This window comes from Tenacibaculum sp. AWR4_210 (assembly GCF_056160945.1).
Genome location: NZ_JBSWYF010000001.1, coordinates 551772 through 570209, shown reverse-complemented (window position 1 = coordinate 570209; position 18438 = coordinate 551772). Strand labels below are relative to the sequence as shown.

Here is an 18438-nt window from a genome sequence, read left to right as displayed (position 1 = left end):
CCCTTGAGTAATTTTTCTCTCAAAAGTGTTGGGTCTAAATTTGACCCGACACTTTTTTTTTAAGCTTTTTGTAAAGGACTTATAATTTGTACATCACTAAAGGCTATTGCTCCTCTCACAACACCATCAATAGTAGATTTCAACGCTTCAATTAGTTGCATTTTGAGTTGTGATTTGTGGTAAATTAAACTCACCTCTCTCGCAGGAGGAGGCGTTTCAAATTCGCGTAAGTGTCTTTTGTCGTCTTCGTTTAAATCCAAGGTATTCAAATAGGGGAGTAGGGTCATCCCCAAGCCGTCTTTTGACAGTTTTATCAAAGTATCGAAACTTCCGCTCTCCAATTGGAAATGCTGAGTTTTATTGGTTTTATTTGTTCGGCATAAATTCAATACACTGTCTTTAAAGCAATGTCCATCCTCGAGGAGTAATAACTCATCCACATCCAGCTTATCTACTTGAATTTTCTTTTGTTCGAACAATTCGTGATCTTCTGGAATGAGTCCAATAAAGGGTTCGTAATACAAAACGCGTTCTTTGATTGCCTCATTTTCTAAAGGAGTAGCGGCGATAGCAGCATCAATATGGCCATCTGTCAGTTTGCGAACGATTTCTTCAGTCGTCAACTCTTCAATAATCAATTGTACTTTTGGATAATTTTTATTGAAGGTTTTTAAGAACATAGGAAGTAGTGTTGGCATAATGGTCGGAATAATTCCGAGCTTAAATTCACCACCTACATATCCTTTTTGCTGGTGTACAATGTCGATAATTCGATTACTTTCATCAACAATAACCTTCGCTTGTTCAACGATACGCCTACCCACTTCTGTGAGCTCTATTGGCTTTTTTGATCGGTTAAATATTTTAGCATCGAGTTCTTCTTCGAGTTTCTGAATTTGCATGCTCAACGTAGGTTGGGTAACAAAGCAATGCTCTGCAGCTACTGTAAAGTTTTTGTATTCGGCAACAGCTAAAGTATATTTTAGTTGTGTAATGGTCATTTCAATAATATTTTTTGATAAAGATATTAAAACAATCAATTAGATTTATACTTTAAGTGCGATTAATTGCAATAATTTTGTAGTAGAAAAAGTAACAATCTTAAAAATAAGACCATATGGAAACTACTGTGTTAGGCTTAGATAAAATAAAAACAGCAAACCTCGTAACAGAACTCAACGGGTTACTGGCTAATTTTCAAGTGTACTATCAAAATGCTCGAGGATTGCATTGGAATATTAAAGGAAAAAATTTCTTTGAGTTACATGCAAAATTCGAAGAGTTCTATACCGATGCTCAAGAAAAAGTAGATTTAATAGCAGAGCGAATTTTAACCCTACAAGGAACGCCATTACACACCTTTGAAGACTATATTTCTGTAGCAAAAGTGCCTGTAGGAAAGGGTATTTCTGATGATGTCGAAGCGGTACAGTTAATAGTAGCTTCCTTATCGGAACTCTTGAAAATTGAACGCGTTATTTTTGAGTTAGCAGATCAGGCAGACGATGAGGGGACAAATTCAATGATGAGTGATTTTATCGCAGAACAAGAAAAAACTTTATGGATGATGAATGCTTGGTTAGGCTAAGTTGTCCTTTTTGGGGGAAGTTAAAAAAGCAATGGTTATCATTGCTTTTTTTTTATGGTAGGTACTCACTGATAATTCTGAGTCCGACTAACGCAATCAGCACTGCAGTAGCTCTTTTAATTTGAATAGAACTCAAGTATTTGGTACTACAGCTATTTCCAATCCATCCTCCTACAACTACGGCGAAAATAAGCCAGAGATGTTGATACGATGCCAACGTAAAACGCTGATTTGAAAATTGTCCCAAAATTCCACTGACAGAGTTTACAAAAATGAAGAGACTTGCAGTGGCAGCTATTTTTTTGGGTTGATTCCAACGAGTGAGGTGTAAAAGTGGTGCTAAGAAAATCCCTCCGCCAATTCCTACCATTCCAGACAAGAAACCTATAAAGCCACCGAGCAAGCTGTTTTTTACTAAGCGCTGTTTAACGGGGGCGTTGTAATTCTCTTTGCTGTAGGTGCTTCCACTGTACCACATAGTTAGCGAAGCTAACAGCAGTGTAGTTCCTAAAAGCAGGTAAAAAAAGCTGCGATTAATAGGCAAGTAGCCTCCTAAAAAGGCCATAGGAACGCTAGTGCTTACCAAAGGAATAACCTGTTTCCAAGGGATCCATTTTCCTCGTTGATAATTGAATAAGTTACCGCTAACCACAGCGATATTGCAGAGTAAAGCTACTGAACGAATTTCAGTAAAGCTAAGAGCGGTAAGTGCTAGGATGGCTAGGTAGCTCGATCCTCCACCAAAGCCCACAGAAGAGTAGAACACTGCGATGATAAAAAATAAGAGCATTAATAGCCATTGATGGGTGAGTAGTTCTGTCAGTAGCAAGTTGTTATTTCTGTTGTTTTTCCAAAGTTACAAATTACAGTTTAATACGGGTTTGGAAACCTTCGTTTATTACTCAATTTTAGAAGTTAGTGTAAAATTGCGAGTAGTTAGTAGAATTTATAAGGATAATTATGTAGAAAATTGTAGTTTAGATTGTCAAATAGCTAAAATTATTTTACGATGAGTAATTATCATATAAAAAATTTAGAAGAATATTATCAAGTGTATAGAAAATCTGTAAGGAATCCTGAGTTATTTTGGGAGGAAGTCGCAGAGGAACACTTTGTTTGGAAAAAGCGTTGGGATCGGGTTTTGGACTACGATTTTTCAAAACCTGAAGTCAAGTGGTTTGAGGGAGCACAGCTCAATATTACAGAGAATTGTATTGACAGGCACTTGCCGAGTAAGGCTGACAAAACTGCCATAATTTTTGAACCTAACAATCCCGATGAACCGGTATTGCACATCAGTTATAGTGAATTGCACGAGCGAGTGTGCAAGTTTGCCAATGTGCTCAAATCAAAAGGTATTGGAAAAGGAGATCGCGTCTGCATATACTTACCCATGATTCCAGAACTCGCTGTTGCTCTGTTGGCTTGTGCTCGAATTGGAGCGGTGCATTCTGTGGTTTTTGCTGGTTTTTCAGCAACGGCCTTGGCGACAAGGATAAATGATTGTGAAGCAAAAATGGTCATTACAGCTGACGGTTCGTTTAGAGGGAATAAAACGATTGATTTAAAAGGAATCGTCGATGAAGCGCTTACGACTTGTGATTCTGTAACTACGGTATTGGTTGCGAAGAGAATTGATACTGAAATTTTGATGGAGGAAGGACGTGATGCATGGTTGGCTCCTCTGTTAGAGACAGCTGAGAGCGATTGTCCTGCGGAAATTATGGAAGCAGAAGATCCCTTGTTTATCCTCTATACTTCGGGGTCTACCGGGAGCCCGAAAGGAATGCTACATACCACAGCAGGATATATGGTGTATACAGCGTATACCTTTAAAAATGTTTTCAATTATAAAGATGGAGATATTTACTGGTGTACTGCCGACATAGGTTGGATTACTGGGCATAGCTATATAGTTTACGGTCCGTTAGCGAACGGTGCCACGACTGTTATGTTTGAAGGAGTACCGAGCTATCCCGATTATGGACGTTTTTGGGAGGTAGTTCAGAAGCATAAAATTACGCAGTTTTATACGGCACCTACGGCCATTAGAGCCTTGGCTAAGGAGAATTTAGAGTTCGTGAATAGCTATGATTTGTCATCTCTTAAAGTGCTAGGAACCGTAGGAGAACCCATTAATGAGGAAGCATGGCACTGGTACAACGACAATGTAGGTAAGAAAAAAGCACCGATAGTCGATACCTGGTGGCAAACCGAGACCGGAGGCATGATGATTTCTCCTATACCTTTTGCGACGCCCACAAAACCCACCTATGCAACCTTGCCATTGCCAGGTGTACAATTAGCCTTAATGGATGAACAAGGTAATGAGGTTGTTGGAAACCAGGTGGATGGTCGTTTGTGTGTTAAGTTTCCATGGCCATCGATGGCAAGGACGATATGGGGAAATCACCAACGCTATAAGGATACCTATTTTTCTGCTTTTGACAATGCCTACTTTACAGGAGACGGAGCCTTGCGTGACGAGGTGGGATATTACAGAATTACCGGAAGAGTCGATGATGTCATTATTGTTTCGGGGCACAATTTAGGAACAGCTCCTATTGAAGACGCCATCAACGAGCATCCGGCTGTTGCGGAAAGCGCTATTGTTGGAGTCCCCCACGATATTAAAGGAAATGCCTTGTATGGCTATGTGATTTTAAAAGAGACCGGAGAAGGTCGAAATCACGATAACCTCAGAAAAGAAATCAATCAAATTATCACAGAACATATTGGACCGATTGCTAAGCTTGACATTATTCAATTTACTCCGGGCTTGCCAAAAACACGCTCAGGTAAAATTATGAGACGAATTTTAAGAAAAATTGCTCATAATGAATTGGATAATCTGGGTGATATTTCAACCTTGTTGAATCCTGATATTGTTGAAGCTATAATCCGAGAAAGAATGACACCTTCGGTGCCTTAAACAATACTCCGGTTCATGAGTTCATCGTAAATCTCTTTACAGCCTACGCCTTGAATACTAATTTTTTTATTAGTCTTTGAGGCTTTTTCAAATAGTTTGGCCAGAGAATTTAGTGAAGTTCTATCAATGGATGTTACCTCATCTATATTAATAATAACACTGGAGTGTTTTTTAAGATATGAGGTAACATTCTTTTTTACGTCTTTGCAGGTTTCTTGGTTTAAATTACCAAATAAACGTAATTCATTGCCGGTATTCGTTATTGTTAAGCTCATGGTATTATTGGTTAAGTTGTTAACAGTAAGTTATTTAACATTTCTTAACTTTCGCTTAAAATTTCGATAAACTGCAAATAGCTGTAGGTGAGTGGCTTATTTCTGCGGTTTATTCAGTATCTTTTTCCAGCTCAAAGAAACTAAACACATTTCCTCCATAGCGTTTCTCATGACTGTAATTGGGGTGTTCTGATAAATCTGTATGTTTGGAATGCTCAACGATTAAAATACCGTCTTCTAAAAGTAAAGAACGTTCAAAAACGAGGTTGACAATTTTTAAAAACTCCTCCTTACTGAAATCGTAAGGTGGATCTGCAAAAACGAGGTCGAGCTTTAACGGTGTACGCTCAAGAAATTTATAAACATCACTTTTGTAGGTGTGGATGTCCATAGCTAATTCAGTAGACGTCTGATTGATAAATTTAATACAAGCGTAGTGAGCATCTACGGCGTGGATTTCACTCGTGCCTCGAGAGGCGAATTCGTAACTGATATTACCAGTTCCGGCAAAGAGGTCCAAAACTTTTAGATTTTCAAAGTAGTACCAGTTGTTTAAAATATTAAACAACGATTCTTTAGCCATATCCGTAGTTGGGCGTACGGGTAAGTTTTTGGGAGCAGTAATTCTTTTGCTCTTGTATTTTCCTGAGATTATGCGCATTTAATTAAGTAATAAATAGGTTTGATGATTTTTGATATCATCTTCTCTTTCAAAAAATCGAGTAGTGCTTCGAATAAAATTGAGCGTTCTGACAAACTCATAGGTTATTTGATAGCGGGGATCCTCTTTGGTGATATTTCCCAAGAAGGTCACAGGAACGGATTCCGGGTCGAGTTGTAACTGTTCGGCTACAAACAAGATATAGTAAATAAAGTCTTCTTTGGTTTGGTAGTCAAAAGTATTGCATAACAACAATTGCTCTTCGCGAATCACTACAATATCCATACTACTAGCTGTGACATGCACAAAAAAGCAAGTTTCCTGAATAAGGTCTTTCGAGCTGGCAATGAGTTTGTCAATAAGTACCGTACTGTGGTGTTGAAATTCAAACTCACCAAAATTTTGAAAAATGAAATTGTTGACATTTACATAAGGGATGTAAACGGTATTTGCTTGGATAACCGGAAGTTCATCAAAGATTATGAAATCCGTTTGTAAGGTTTTTACGGTATAGTTAAGATAGGGGAGTAAATCATTTCTATCAAACAGGACCTCAGGAACAACGGTGCTTAAGTTATTTTGATGAATGGCATATACCTTGTCAAATTCTGTTTGTAAATCGGGATCGTCGGCGAAAATCGCGATCACCTTTTCCAAGAGTTGCTCGGGTGAACTCAAGGTTTTTTCGAAATTGTATGCAGTGTATGATAACACGGATTTGCTTTCGCTATCCGTAATACAAAAAGAAAATCCATCCAAACTAAATTGGATGGATAGATTTTTTTGTTGCGACGTTGCGCCAGTATGTTTAGTCCTTTTTTTCAAGGTTTTCTGCTTTATCATATGACGGAGGCCAGTTTCCTGCAGTAGTTACTTCTAATAATGATCCTACTGATACGAACTCTCCTTTTACCTGATCAGTTTCAATAGCTTCTAATTCTTGCTTTATTAATGAACTAGACAATCCTTTTAAGATAGGCTTCTTGCTTACTTTTGCTTCAAAAACAGATACCATTAAACCTGGTAATTTTTCGATTTTTGAAGTAGCTAAGTCAAACTGCTTGTCAGTTCCTGGTACGCTGAACATGTTTTCGAAGTCTCTTCCTGAGAAGTATTTTAATACCGGCTCATAACCTGTAGTATCTACCTGCTTAACAGAAACTTTGATTTTAATTCCACCACCTTTATCAACCTCTTCTTCACGGTTGCTAATTTCTGTGATCGCTAACTGTCCGTTTTTAACAAATTCGATTAATGAATCTTTACTGTTTGTATATTCTCCGTGTACTTGCTTGTATTTAACTTCGGCGTCTCGGATTAATTTTAAATTGTCGATAACCTTAACATAACGAGCAATCTTGTCTTTGTTAAAGTTAATAGGTTCCATGATCCCTTGATAAATTAAATATGCCAAGTATCCAGAGGCTGCTAATAATACAATAGATACTAAACCTCTCAATTTTAATGGAATGTATTTTACAATCACGATAGCTAATAGTATAGCAACGGCAACAGCTCCTAAAATCGTCAGTACTAAATTCATTTTTCTAATTTTTAATATATGATATTCGCAAATCTACAATTTTTTTTTAACCAAGAAAATTTTTAACTATAATTAGAGTTATCTTTGAATTTTATTTGAATTTATGATTGAATCCGCGCACAAATTTTACACGCAAGTCGTACAAAAGTTTCCGTATACACCTACCTATAAACAGAACGAATTACTCAGTGAGTTAACGAATTTTATTTTTAGTGAAGACGAACGAGCTATGTTCGTGTTAAAAGGATACGCAGGAACGGGAAAAACAACCACGATTAGTACAGTAGTAAACAATTTGTGGCGAGCAGGGAAAAAATCAGTGTTGTTGGCACCTACCGGACGCGCAGCCAAAGTCATTTCCGGTTATTCAGGGAAACAAGCTTTTACCATACACAAGAAAATTTACTTCCCAAAAAAGCAAGGAAATGGGGGCGTGAGCTTTGTTATGCAACCCAATAAACATACTGATACGGTATTTTTAGTAGATGAAGCCTCGATGATTTCTGACGAAAAACAACAGGCCAAGCTGTTTGAAAATGGTTCTTTGTTAGACGATTTAATTACCTATGTGTATCAAGGAAGGAATTGTAAGTTGGTGTTTATCGGTGATACCGCGCAGTTACCTCCGGTAAAATTGTCGTTGAGTCCGGCGCTTGATCCCGACACTTTAGGGTTTGAATACAACAAACAAATTACAGAAATAGAGTTGAATGAAGTGGTTCGTCAACAAGAAGATTCAGGTATTCTTTTCAATGCAACAGAATTGCGCTTGTTGATTCAAGACGAGTCCGTAGATTTTCGATTTGATGTGAATTTCCCCGATGTAGTGCGTTTGCAAGACGGTTACGATATCCAAGATGCTATTACAAGTGCCTATGATGGTGATATAGGGGTAGAAGACACGGCAATCATTGTACGTTCTAACAAACGAGCCAATCAATACAACCAACAAATACGAACAAAAATTAGAGGTCAGGAAAATGAAATATCAACCGGAGATTATGTTATGGTTGTCAAGAACAATTATTTCTGGCTAAAAGATTCCTCTTCTGCTGGTTTTATCGCCAATGGAGATATCTGTGAAGTCATGCGTATCAAAGCCATCAAAGAGCTTTATGGTTTTAAGTTTGCTGAAGTGGAAATTAGGATGATTGACTATCCAGATATGAAACCTTTCGAAACTGTGTTGCTATTGGATACACTGACTAGCGAAAGTCCTTCGTTAACATATGAAGAGTCAAATCGTTTGTACCAGGCTGTAAAGGAGGATTTTGCCCATGAAAAATCGAAGTACAAGCAATTTATGGGGATAAAGAAAAACAAGTACTTTAACGCTTTGCAAATAAAATTTTCCTACGCCATGACCTGTCATAAATCACAAGGGGGGCAATGGAAAACCGTGTTTATAGAGCAGCCCTATTTACCAGAAGGCCCTTCTGTAGAATACCTGCGTTGGTTGTATACAGCAGTAACACGTGCTCAAGAAAAATTGTACCTCATAGGCTTTAAGGATGAATATTTTAACGATTAGTAGAAATGTTAGCATTTTGTTAATTTAACAAGTGAACCTCTTAAAAAAAGCTACATTTGTTGGGCAACCAAAATAGTAGTAATGAATAAAAAAGCCTTGTTATTGGGGATGCTGTGCCTGTTACAGGCCTCTGTATTTGCCCAAAAACCTTCAAAACTCAATTCAAATCAGATTTACGAAAAACTCCAGAAGCTCAATTTTTTAGGGTCTGCCCTGTACATTGCAGCACATCCCGATGACGAAAATACGCGATTGATTGCGTATTTAGCGAATAAAGTCAAAGCGAGGACGGCATATTTGTCATTGACAAGAGGTGATGGAGGACAGAATTTGATAGGGTCCGAAATTCGTGAATTGTTAGGAGTGATACGAACCCAAGAACTGTTGGCCGCAAGGGGCGTTGATGGAGGAGAACAACGCTTTTCCAGAGCAAATGACTTTGGGTATTCTAAGCACCCAGATGAAACATTGGAGATTTGGGATAAAAAGAAAGTATTAGCAGATGTGGTTTGGGCCATAAGAACCTTCAAGCCCGATGTGATTATCAATCGTTTCGATCACAGAACTCCAGGAACTACGCATGGACATCATACAACGTCAGCAATGTTGAGTGTAGCCGCTTTTGATTTGGCAGCGGATCAGAGCAAGTATCCTGAACAGCTTAACCTTACGAGTACTTGGCAGCCCGAACGCTTATTTTTTAATACGTCATGGTGGTTTTACGGGTCTCGAAAAAACTTTGAAAAAGCAGACAAAAGCGCCATGTTGCGTTTCGATATTGGAACCTATTACCCGTTAAAGGGACTTTCCAACAATGAGGTAGCCGCTATTGCAAGTAGTCAACACCTATGCCAGGGATTTGGACGACTAACACGTCGTGGAAGTGAGGAAGAGTATATTGAGCACCTCAAAGGAAGTTTTCCCGAGGATAAGAATAATCTTTTTGACGGAATCGATACCACTTGGAATCGCATAAAGGGAGGAAGTGCTGTTGGAGAAATTCTGTATCCGATAGCTGACAACTTCGATTTTGTGCATCCTGAAAAACACGTTTCAGCATTGGTAAAGGCGTATGGAGTATTACAAGATTTGCCTGATGGCCATTGGAAACGCGTAAAATCGAAAGAGCTAAAAGAGTTGATCGCTGCTTGTGCAGGATTATACCTCGAGGCGACAGCCGGAACCTCGTCTACAACACCGAACAGCACCATTACCATGAATGCGGAGTTGGTGAATAGAAGTACAACTCCGATGCGATTAAAAACGGTGACCATAGCGCCGACAGGAACTACCCTGAACAAAGACATCGTTTTGGAGAATAATCGACGTATCAATTTTAAAGAGACGATCAAACTAGGGGCAATTCCGTATTCAAACCCGTATTGGTTAAATGCTCCTTGGAGTTTAGGAATGTATGAAGTTCCACGTCAGGAGGATATTGGGAAACCGGAAAATGACCGTCCTGTACAAGTGAGTTTTACCTTAGAAATAGGAAAGCAACTCTTGACCTATACAAAAGATCTAGTTTACAGGTATTCGAGAAGAGATAAAGGAGAATTGTACGAACCTTTTGAAATCGTACCGGCCGTTACTACCCATATCGAGAATAAAGTAATTTTGTTTTCAGATGCCTCTGAGCAAAGCGTGAGCGTTGATGTACGAGCCGGAGCAAATAAGGTATCGGGTGAGCTTGAGTTGGACTTGCCAAAAGGATGGAAAGCAAGTCCTGAGAAGGTGAAGTTTGCGATTCCAAACAAAGGAGAAGTGCAAAAAGTCACTTTCCAGGTAACACCTACAAAAAATCAGTCAGAAGGATGGATACGAGCCATTGCAAAGAGCGAAGGAAAAACCTACGATAAAGAATTGGTGAGCATTGCCTATGAGCACATACCAAAGCAGACCGTATTACTCGACTCTAAAGCCAAAGTTGTTCGATTGGATATCCATAAAGAAGGAAAGCGTATTGGGTATATTCAAGGGTCAGGAGATGCCGTTCCGGAAAGTTTACGTCAAATCGGTTATACGGTAGATCTATTGGACTTACCTAGCTTAAATACCGAGATGTTGGCAAAGTTCGATGCGGTAGTGGTAGGGATTCGTGCCTACAATACAAAAAAAGAACTGAAATTCAAGCAAAAGTTTTTATTAGAATACGTAAAGAATGGAGGAAATTTAGTGGTTCAATACAACACCAACAGAAGAGTAGATGTAATGCCACCTTATCGTATGCAACTATCGAGAGATCGCGTTACGGATGAGCAGGCCAGAGTAACTTTATTGGCAAAAGAACATCCTGTGTTGCAGTTTCCAAACAAAATAGCGGACAAAGATTTTGACGGTTGGGTGCAGGAGCGCGGATTGTATTTTCCGAATTCTTGGAGCCGAGAATTTCAACCAATATTAGCCATGAATGATAAAGGAGAAACTCCTAAAAAGGGAAGTTTACTCATTGCAAAATACGGAAAGGGAAATTATATTTATACAGGTTTGAGCTTTTTTAGAGAACTGCCTGCTGGGGTTCCGGGAGCCTATAAACTATTTGCCAATTTACTTTCCTTAAAATAAAAGAAAGTTCCTTTTCAAAAAAAAGACCGTTGCGCGTGCAACGGTCTTTTTTTTATTGTGGTTTAAAGAGGTTAATGGAAACGGTTGCGAGTTCAGAATTTGGGAATTTTCGGAAACTATTTTCTTGCGGAAGCAAGCCGATTTCTTTCATAGCTCGCATATACTCGTCTATTTCTATGATGTACTGATCAGAATAACCATGGGTAGCATCGTACGCTGTGGCAGCTGTGTGGCCTAAGTTTTTAGCGACGAGTTCAGGTGGCGAGGTGTGTAATTCTATCAATAGTAAACCAAATTGATTGATATAAGGAGCCCATTTGCCAAAGTGTTCTTTTAATGAAGTATAAACGTCGTTGTTATTGAGTCGGACTCCTTTGGAAGCATAAGCTCCTGTGCTATTCGTAGTGCCCGGGGCCGATGCCGCTACTGGTGGCTCCCATACTCTGTTGTGATCTAGAAAAGTGCGTACGTTGAGCAAATCGGTTAGTGCAATTCCGTATTTTTCTTCCAAACTTTCAGATAAAGCTTTGGGGTTTCCGATATCTCCCCAAATAACTTTGGCCCAAATATCGGCTTGTACAAGGTTTTTACGCGTAATTTTCAGCGCTTCTTCATTGTAGTCAACACCAATGAGAAATAAAGGATGCTCTTCGAGCATCTGGCCGCGAAGGGTTTGATTTTCTATAATGGAAAAGAGGTGTTTAAGAAACGCTCCATTACCACAGCCTACATCGAGGATTCCCTTGGGCTGCTCTTGAATAGGCTTGTTAAACATATCGATAACGATGGTATCGATAACCTTAAAGTAAGCGGCATGAGCACCGCCGCTTCCCCATACATTCATTGCACGATCTACGTGATTTTCAATAGCAGCTCCTTCTGATTGAAGTAGCGTGGGATTTCCGAAAATCAACTGATCCAGTTTTCGCAAAGTAGGAATGTACGATACCGTAACTCCGTATGCACTGGCACGTCTGGCAAAAAACAGCCCCGTATCGGTAAATTCGTATGATTTGCCTTTTTTTTCAAACCAACCAAAGGCACTGAGTATGTCTAATAAGCGGCCGAAATGATCGGGATCGCTGTGAAATTCTTCGGCCCGAAACTTGGTTTGCATAAAGTATTTGTGGAACATGTTATTCATGCCTAAAATTACCGCGGTTGGGCCTAGCATGATCCCTTCGATATGGGTTTTTATTTGTTGGTGAATGGCTTTGGTCAGGTCTGTCAGTTCGTCGATGTTTGCAAAGTCTCTTTGATAGTGTCCGTAAACTTCTTCAAGTTTTAAAAAGGGCGCTTTTTCAAACTTTCGGGTGTTGTATTGTTCCGTAAAAACCAAAAGCTCGAATGCCTTTTGGTATAATTGAAAAGCCTTGAAAGCGATGGTACTTTTTTCATTGACGCTGTAAGTAACCTCATTTTTTACAGGGTCTATTTTCATGTGAAGCCAACCTTGAGAGCTCAAGGTCCTCAAAGCTACATTGAGGTAGCCTTCATTGGCGTGAAACTCTTGACTAATACTGGAGAGGGTACATTCGCGGTGTTCTAAGAGGTATTCCGTAACTCCTTTTTGATAGAGTACGTAGGCAGACGGACAAGTTACGATACCGTCTAAATGTCTGAACAAAGCACTGCGGAGGGTTTTCTTTTCAGTTTTGGATAACATATAGGATATTTTTGTATTAAATATAACTATTTGAAGTTTAAGAAACTATGTGCTGTGTGCTAAATTTTAGATCAAGTTGTTCCGAAGGGGCAACAGCTGCGTATTGAATTCGGAGAGAATTCTTTGTTAAATTAATACCTGGAAAAAGAAATGGTGTAGATAACTTGTTTTTTGTAATGAACGGGAATCATATTGATGCAAAGGGCAAAAATATTTGGTTTTCTTGAGAAAATAGAAGTATTTTTAGGGAATGAACAAACTACGACTACTATTACTAGAAGACCTTGATAAAGAAGCAAATGACCTAATAGCCTTTTTGGAGGTGAATAATTACGAGGTCGTTCGCGTGTCTGATACTGAACAAGCAGAAGAGGAAATTAAGAAAAGTACCTTTGATGTAATTATTCTCGATATCATGATACAAGGGAAACCTGACGGTATTGAATTGGCTAAACGAATCAATAAGAAGGGGATCAATGTACCGTTTTTGTTCTTGACAAGTATGCAGAGTAAGGCCGTGTTTGACGAAGCTAAATTGACACACCCTATGGTGTATTTGTTAAAGCCCTATAACGAATTGGAGTTGCTGTATTCCTTAGAACTCGCTATTGAATCTTGTTACCAACAAGAAAATAGTATGAGCTTTGAAGATAAAGCAGCCGTATTAAGCCCTACTTTTTTGTTTATTAAAAAGAAGCGCAGTGTTGTAAAAGTGGATGTTAGTGGTATTAATTATATAGAAGTTAAGGAAAAATACTGTAGTATTCGTTGCGATGAGGAGCACTACCTCATAAAATTGTCACTGACCAAACTAAAGGAAATGTTATCCAATCCTGACTTTAAGCAAGTACATCGAAATTATTTGGTGAATATCAAAAAAATCAAAGAAATCTATTTTGAAGACAACTTGATAATTCTTGACGACGGTAGCAAAATTCCTTTTAGCGAACGCTATAAAAATGCCTTTATTAAAAATAATACGATATTCCGTTAAGCCTTTTATAAGCAACGGTACGTTGATTAGGCTAAGTTCCTGATGTCTAAAACAGTTCCGTTAGCGAGGGTGTTTTCTTTGTAGAGCTTCACGATTGTAGTGGCTACATACGACGGAGTGTACAGTTGTTGCTGCTGCTTTAAATCTATAAATCGCTGTACATTTTTAAAATCTTTTTCCGAAGTACTTCGTATTTGTGTTTGCATTTCGGTATCCACAACTCCCGGATAGAGAGCAATACACGTTACTCCATGAGTCAGCGCTTCCTGTTCAGCAGCTGTAGCTTTGGTCAGCATATCCAATGCTGCTTTTGAAGTACAGTACACAGACCAGCCTTCATAGGGTTTGGTAGCTGCTCCTGATGAAATATTGATGATGTCTTTTCGGATGGCAAGTGCTTCAGTTTTTTTGATGAATAGGCTCGAAAGTACGAGAGGAATAGTCGTGTTTAGTGTCATCGTTTTTTGAATGTCCTCTGGCGCCAATTGGTCTAAAGGTTTAATGGTGCCGAGTCTTCCTGCGTTGTTAATTAATAGCAAGGAAGTCAGACTGGCTGCTGAAAGCTCATCCAATAGCTCAGTGAATCGGGTGCTTACCTCATCGAGTACCGATAGATCTATCTGAATGTGCCTAGCGCCATCAATTGCCGGAACTGTTCTTGATAAGATATATACTCGATAACCACTCTTTATGAATTCTTGTGCCAATGCACGTCCAATACCTTTACTACCTCCTGTGATAATTACTGCCTTCATGAGGTAAAGATAGCCAAAAAATGACTCAGGACTAGGTTAACACAAAAAATTCAACTCGTCGTAGGCTAGAAGCACTTGGTCGAAAGCTACCCTTTGTCTGAACTAAAATTGAGAAAAACACCTTGAAAACGGTCGTATTTTTACAGTGATGTTTTTCATTATTAGATTTTTAAATTGGTTTTTAGTTTAGGCTCTCTGCGGAGGGCTTTTTTTGTGGGTCATGGTTTATAGGTAGTATATATAGGGAAAACCCTTAGTTACTTTCTAGGGATAGCACTGAGTGTAAAATGGGCTTATTTTAAGTACATTGCAGTGTGTTTGTGTAAGAGTTTCAAACACGATACATTCTGCTAATATTTAAGGGATATCTCCTTTCAGAAATGAAAGGAGATTTTTTCCTTTAAAAAGGAGCTTTAGCTTCAATTATGAATGTGTGTTTTTCTACTGGATGAATCAACGTAAGGCGTTCGGCATGAAGGTGAAGTCTTTGGTCTCGAATACCGTATAGATCATCTCCAACAATCGGAGCGCCAAGCCCCAGTTGATGAGCGGCATGTACACGTAGCTGATGTGTTCTTCCCGTTACAGGGTAGAAGTACACCCGAGTGGTGTTCGCTGTCTCCGATATTTTTTCCCAACGAGTAAGTGCGTGTTTTCCGTGTTCTGGACAAACAAGTTGTTTGGGTCTGTCGTCTAAATCGACTCTGAGTGGAAGGTTGATTTGTCCGCTGTTTTCTTCTATCTTTTTGGAAAGCACGGCCAGGTATCTCTTTTGTACGGTTTTTTTTATAAACTGTTCTTGCAATGCTTTGTGTACCGCTTTGGACTTTGCAATGAGCAAAACTCCAGATGTTGCCATGTCGAGGCGGTGCACCAACAATGGGCCTGTGGCATTTGGATAGCGTTTTTTCGCCCAAGTTTCGATGGTGTTTTCAGTAATTTCTTTACCAGTAACACTTAGCACATCGTGCGGTTTGTTTACCGCGAGTAGGTAGTCATCTTCAAAAAGGATTTCAACGGTGTCCACAACTTTTTGAAAAGCGACTAACGGGTTCGAGGCTACGGGTAGTCCTTGAAGCATATGTGCTAAAATGGGTTTGCATTTTCCAGTACACGCTGGATAGTAGTTTTGGTGAATACGGACGGTACTGCTCAGAGGAGCGCCCCACCAAAATTCAGCCATAGCAATAGGGTGTAACCCGTGTATATGTGCGTACTGAAAAAGTTTAGGCGCACAGCACTCACCTGCACCTGCAGGAATACTTTGGTGCTGATGGTCAAAGAGGTCAATGAGGGTCTTGACTTCCTTGGCCTGATTATAGAATGCGTAAGAAGCGAATAATGCGTTTTGTGCCTTTGCCGAGGTTTCACCTCGCAAGCGTTCTAGTTGCGTTATTTTTTGCTCCCACAGTTCGGTCGTTTTTCTGGAGTTGGCAGTTTGCTGTTCAATATAAGTAGCGTATTCTTTTAAATAGAACTCTTCATTGATATTTTGCTGGTTGTTAATGGTGCCCGTTTTTTTACGATTTAAGCGCCTTTCTTTGATTTTCTGTACTTCTGCCTGGTATTGGGGCTCATACTTGTTTTTAAGTGCTGTATAGACTGATTTTGCTTCAAGGTATTCCGGCGCTTTACGACAGGCTTCAAGTTGATCACTGAGCTGCTCTATTTGTCGTTCCAATTGTTTGTACGGACCCTTTGGGTCAAAGCTGTCGTATACAGGTGGTACAAAATGTTGCTGATGATAGCTGTTGTCGAGTTTGCCAGAAAATGCAGTGAGGTAGCCCAATTCTCCTACTGTATCCAACACGACGAGTACCCCGAACATTTTTCCGACACCTGATTGCCCGGGAAGCAATCCAAAATCATGTAAAAAATCAGTGGTATGTGTCAAATAGGTTTGCAATTCCTCGGCGGCTTGCTTGGCAATGGGATGAGGATGGTAATTATGCGGATAGGGGAGTGATGTAGGGAGTGTAATACGGGAAAGTTCTCCTGAAAATCGGTGCAGTTTGTTCATTGGGCAAAAATAAAAAAGAAACGCCAAGGATAAAATTCCTCGGCGTTTCTGATACTTTATATTATTGAAAAATTAGCTACGGTAGATTTTTTCGTATAAATCAGTGTAGATTTCTTTGATAATTTTTCGTTTCATTTTCATGGTTGGTGTAAGGTGACCACCGTCGATAGACCACTCTTCAGGTGTGAGTTCAAAGCGTTTGATTTGTTCCCATTTTCCGAATCGTTTGTTGCAACCATCAACCTCTTCTTGGATGCGCTCAATTACTTTCGGATGAGCAATTACCTCTGCGTTCGTACCCAATTCAATGCGGTGTCTATTAGCCCATTCACGAACGAACTCGAAGTTCGGCTGAATGAGGGCGGCAGGCATTTTTTCACCTTCACCGACTACCATTACCTGTTCAATAAATCGAGACTGTTTTAATTTACCTTCTAACAATGGTGGGATCACGTATTTACCTCCTGAAGTTTTAAACATTTCTTTGGTACGTCCGGTAATTTTTAGGAAGCCTTCTTCACAAACTTCACCTTTATCTCCCGTGTGGAAGTATCCGTCTTTCAGTACTTCTGCAGTTTTTTCAGGGTCTTTGTAGTACCCCATCATTACATTGGCACCTTTGACTAAAATTTCACCATTATCCGCGATCTTTACGTCAACTCCATCAATCATTTTTCCAACGGTTCCAATTCTGAATCCTCCATTGCGAAGGTCGTTTACTGAAATTACAGGAGAGGTTTCTGTCAAACCATATCCTTCCATCACAGGCATGCCAGCAGCAGCAAATACACGTGTTAAACGAGCTTGCAATGCCGCAGAACCAGAAACCATTAGTTTTAATTCACCTCCAAGGGCAGCTTGCCACTTTGAGAAAATCAATTTTCTAGCAATGCTCAACTGCTTTTCGTACCACCATCCGTTGGCACCGTAAGGTTTGTATTTTAATCCGAGTTCAATAGCCCAGAAAAATAATTTCTTTTTAATCCCTGATAATTCAGCTCCTTTTGCGTAAATTTTGTCGTAGATTTTCTCGTACAAACGCGGAACGGCCGTCATGACATTAGGTTTGATTTCCTGTGCGTTTTCACTCAGTTTTTCAATAGACTCTGCAAAGTAGATAGAAACACCACAATATTGATATAAATACAAAATCATACGTTCAAAAATGTGGCAAACAGGAAGGAAACTCAGTCCTTTTTCTTGACCGTATACTAAAGGAACTCGTTGTTCACTACTCAAAACATTTGAAACGATGTTTCCGTGTGAGAGCATTACTCCTTTAGGACGACCAGTAGTTCCTGAGGTATAAATAAGCGTAGCCAGAGAATCTGAATCTACAGCAGCCATACGCGCTTCTACATCCGCTTGATTGCTATCGTCTTCCCCAAGGGTTAAAATCTCAGACCAGTGCTGCTCTCCAGCAATCTCATCAAAGGTATATACGCCTTTTAATTTTGTTTGGTCTTTAATTTGGTTGAGTTTCTCCAATATCGTCTCATCAGACACGAAGCAGTAAATTGCTTCAGAGTGGTTTAAAACGTACTCGTAATCTTCTTTTGAGATCGTAGGGTAAATAGGAACGTTTTGTGCTCCTGTTTGTAAGATACCGATGTCACATACGTTCCATTCGGTTCTGTTATTGGTTGAAATCACCGCAATTTTATCATTGGGTTGTACTCCTAAACGCAACAATCCTCGGCTAAACGCATTCGCTTGGTCAATGTATTCCTTAGTGGATAAGGATTTCCATTCACCGTTGTATTTTGTGGTTAAAGCTTTATCGAGATTGTAAGTTTCTAATTGGTAGTAAGGAAAATCAAATAGACGTTTTATTTCACGCGGCATAAATTCAAATTTTTGGGCTCTGCAAATTATAAAAAATAGCTCGATTGAACAAATATAAGTTTA

Annotated in this window: 15 protein-coding genes; 5 read left to right on the top strand and 10 right to left on the bottom strand. The window is 39.4% G+C overall.

Annotation, left to right across the window (positions count from 1 at the left end):
* Nucleotides 1-59: 59 nt before the first annotated feature.
* On the bottom strand, nucleotides 60-1001 hold the full coding sequence (locus ACXAG7_RS02530) for a LysR family transcriptional regulator (protein ID WP_408043956.1): 942 nt from the start codon (nucleotides 999-1001) through the stop codon (nucleotides 60-62).
* Nucleotides 1002-1117: 116 nt separating this feature from the next.
* Between ACXAG7_RS02530 and ACXAG7_RS02525 the strand changes: the two genes are divergently transcribed.
* A complete protein-coding gene (locus ACXAG7_RS02525) occupies nucleotides 1118-1588 on the top strand; it encodes a Dps family protein (protein ID WP_476665850.1) in 471 nt (156 codons plus the stop codon).
* Nucleotides 1589-1640: 52 nt separating this feature from the next.
* Here the strand turns inward: ACXAG7_RS02525 and ACXAG7_RS02520 are convergent, their stop codons facing one another.
* Nucleotides 1641-2417, bottom strand: a complete 777-nt coding sequence (locus ACXAG7_RS02520; protein ID WP_476665849.1) for a sulfite exporter TauE/SafE family protein — start codon at nucleotides 2415-2417, stop codon at nucleotides 1641-1643.
* 180 nt (nucleotides 2418-2597) lie between these two features.
* Here ACXAG7_RS02520 and acs point away from each other — a divergent pair, with 180 nt between their 5' ends.
* A complete protein-coding gene (acs, locus tag ACXAG7_RS02515) occupies nucleotides 2598-4520 on the top strand; it encodes an acetate--CoA ligase (protein WP_476665848.1) in 1923 nt (640 codons plus the stop codon).
* On the opposite strand, the gene ACXAG7_RS02510 is transcribed toward acs, so the two are convergent.
* The 4 genes from ACXAG7_RS02510 to ACXAG7_RS02495 form a co-directional block, all read right to left on the bottom strand.
* Nucleotides 4517-4795: an STAS domain-containing protein gene (locus ACXAG7_RS02510; RefSeq protein ID WP_408043952.1), complete on the bottom strand. Its 279-nt coding sequence runs from the start codon at nucleotides 4793-4795 to the stop codon at nucleotides 4517-4519. The genes acs and ACXAG7_RS02510 overlap by 4 nt on opposite strands.
* A gap of 109 nt (nucleotides 4796-4904) precedes the next feature.
* Nucleotides 4905-5456, bottom strand: coding sequence for an RsmD family RNA methyltransferase (locus tag ACXAG7_RS02505; protein ID WP_408043951.1), 552 nt, complete (start codon nucleotides 5454-5456; stop codon nucleotides 4905-4907).
* Nucleotides 5457-6281 (bottom strand): DUF3822 family protein, encoded by an 825-nt coding sequence (locus ACXAG7_RS02500; RefSeq protein ID WP_476665847.1) that lies wholly within the window; start codon nucleotides 6279-6281, stop codon nucleotides 5457-5459.
* Nucleotides 6265-6999 carry a hypothetical protein gene (locus tag ACXAG7_RS02495; protein ID WP_408043949.1) on the bottom strand — a complete coding sequence of 245 codons (735 nt, stop codon included), beginning with the start codon at nucleotides 6997-6999 and terminating at the stop codon, nucleotides 6265-6267. The genes ACXAG7_RS02500 and ACXAG7_RS02495 overlap by 17 nt, the downstream gene beginning before the upstream one ends.
* 103 nt (nucleotides 7000-7102) lie before the next feature.
* Here ACXAG7_RS02495 and ACXAG7_RS02490 point away from each other — a divergent pair, with 103 nt between their 5' ends.
* Both ACXAG7_RS02490 and ACXAG7_RS02485 read left to right on the top strand, forming a co-directional pair.
* A complete protein-coding gene (locus ACXAG7_RS02490; RefSeq protein ID WP_408043948.1) occupies nucleotides 7103-8530 on the top strand; it encodes an ATP-dependent DNA helicase in 1428 nt (475 codons plus the stop codon).
* Between the two features lie 81 nt (nucleotides 8531-8611).
* Complete coding sequence (locus ACXAG7_RS02485) at nucleotides 8612-11095, top strand: PIG-L family deacetylase (protein WP_476665846.1); 2484 nt, start codon at nucleotides 8612-8614, stop codon at nucleotides 11093-11095.
* 52 nt (nucleotides 11096-11147) lie between these two features.
* Here ACXAG7_RS02485 and ACXAG7_RS02480 read toward each other — a convergent pair whose 3' ends face one another.
* Nucleotides 11148-12761 carry a class I SAM-dependent methyltransferase gene (locus tag ACXAG7_RS02480; RefSeq protein ID WP_476665845.1) on the bottom strand — a complete coding sequence of 538 codons (1614 nt, stop codon included), beginning with the start codon at nucleotides 12759-12761 and terminating at the stop codon, nucleotides 11148-11150.
* Nucleotides 12762-13011: 250 nt separating this feature from the next.
* Between ACXAG7_RS02480 and ACXAG7_RS02475 the strand changes: the two genes are divergently transcribed.
* Nucleotides 13012-13755 (top strand): LytR/AlgR family response regulator transcription factor, encoded by a 744-nt coding sequence (locus ACXAG7_RS02475; protein ID WP_476665844.1) that lies wholly within the window; start codon nucleotides 13012-13014, stop codon nucleotides 13753-13755.
* Nucleotides 13756-13781: 26 nt separating this feature from the next.
* Here the strand turns inward: ACXAG7_RS02475 and ACXAG7_RS02470 are convergent, their stop codons facing one another.
* From ACXAG7_RS02470 to ACXAG7_RS02460, 3 genes are all read right to left on the bottom strand, one after another.
* Nucleotides 13782-14510, bottom strand: coding sequence for an SDR family NAD(P)-dependent oxidoreductase (locus tag ACXAG7_RS02470; RefSeq protein ID WP_408043944.1), 729 nt, complete (start codon nucleotides 14508-14510; stop codon nucleotides 13782-13784).
* A 400-nt stretch (nucleotides 14511-14910) separates the two neighbouring features.
* Nucleotides 14911-16530: an RluA family pseudouridine synthase gene (locus tag ACXAG7_RS02465; protein WP_476665843.1), complete on the bottom strand. Its 1620-nt coding sequence runs from the start codon at nucleotides 16528-16530 to the stop codon at nucleotides 14911-14913.
* 72 nt (nucleotides 16531-16602) lie between these two features.
* The gene (locus ACXAG7_RS02460) at nucleotides 16603-18375 is read right to left on the bottom strand and encodes an AMP-dependent synthetase/ligase (RefSeq protein WP_476665842.1); all 1773 of its coding nucleotides are present in this window, start codon (nucleotides 18373-18375) and stop codon (nucleotides 16603-16605) included.
* Nucleotides 18376-18438: the final 63 nt, after the last annotated feature.

Bases quoted from the DNA above. Each gene is read 5' to 3' on its own strand.
- ACXAG7_RS02495 (WP_408043949.1), bottom strand. From the start codon at position 6,999: ATGAATTTAGTACTGACGATTTTAGGAGCTGTTGCCGTTGCTATACTA.
- ACXAG7_RS02470 (WP_408043944.1), bottom strand. From the start codon at position 14,510: ATGAAGGCAGTAATTATCACAGGAGGTAGTAAAGGTATTGGACGTGCA.
- ACXAG7_RS02530 (WP_408043956.1), bottom strand. From the start codon at position 1,001: ATGACCATTACACAACTAAAATATACTTTAGCTGTTGCCGAATACAAA.
- ACXAG7_RS02475 (WP_476665844.1), top strand. From the start codon at position 13,012: ATGAACAAACTACGACTACTATTACTAGAAGACCTTGATAAAGAAGCA.
- acs (WP_476665848.1), top strand. From the start codon at position 2,598: ATGAGTAATTATCATATAAAAAATTTAGAAGAATATTATCAAGTGTAT.
- ACXAG7_RS02465 (WP_476665843.1), bottom strand. From the start codon at position 16,530: ATGAACAAACTGCACCGATTTTCAGGAGAACTTTCCCGTATTACACTC.
- ACXAG7_RS02480 (WP_476665845.1), bottom strand. From the start codon at position 12,761: ATGTTATCCAAAACTGAAAAGAAAACCCTCCGCAGTGCTTTGTTCAGA.
- ACXAG7_RS02510 (WP_408043952.1), bottom strand. From the start codon at position 4,795: ATGAGCTTAACAATAACGAATACCGGCAATGAATTACGTTTATTTGGT.
- ACXAG7_RS02460 (WP_476665842.1), bottom strand. From the start codon at position 18,375: ATGCCGCGTGAAATAAAACGTCTATTTGATTTTCCTTACTACCAATTA.
- ACXAG7_RS02505 (WP_408043951.1), bottom strand. From the start codon at position 5,456: ATGCGCATAATCTCAGGAAAATACAAGAGCAAAAGAATTACTGCTCCC.
- ACXAG7_RS02485 (WP_476665846.1), top strand. From the start codon at position 8,612: ATGAATAAAAAAGCCTTGTTATTGGGGATGCTGTGCCTGTTACAGGCC.
- ACXAG7_RS02490 (WP_408043948.1), top strand. From the start codon at position 7,103: ATGATTGAATCCGCGCACAAATTTTACACGCAAGTCGTACAAAAGTTT.
- ACXAG7_RS02525 (WP_476665850.1), top strand. From the start codon at position 1,118: ATGGAAACTACTGTGTTAGGCTTAGATAAAATAAAAACAGCAAACCTC.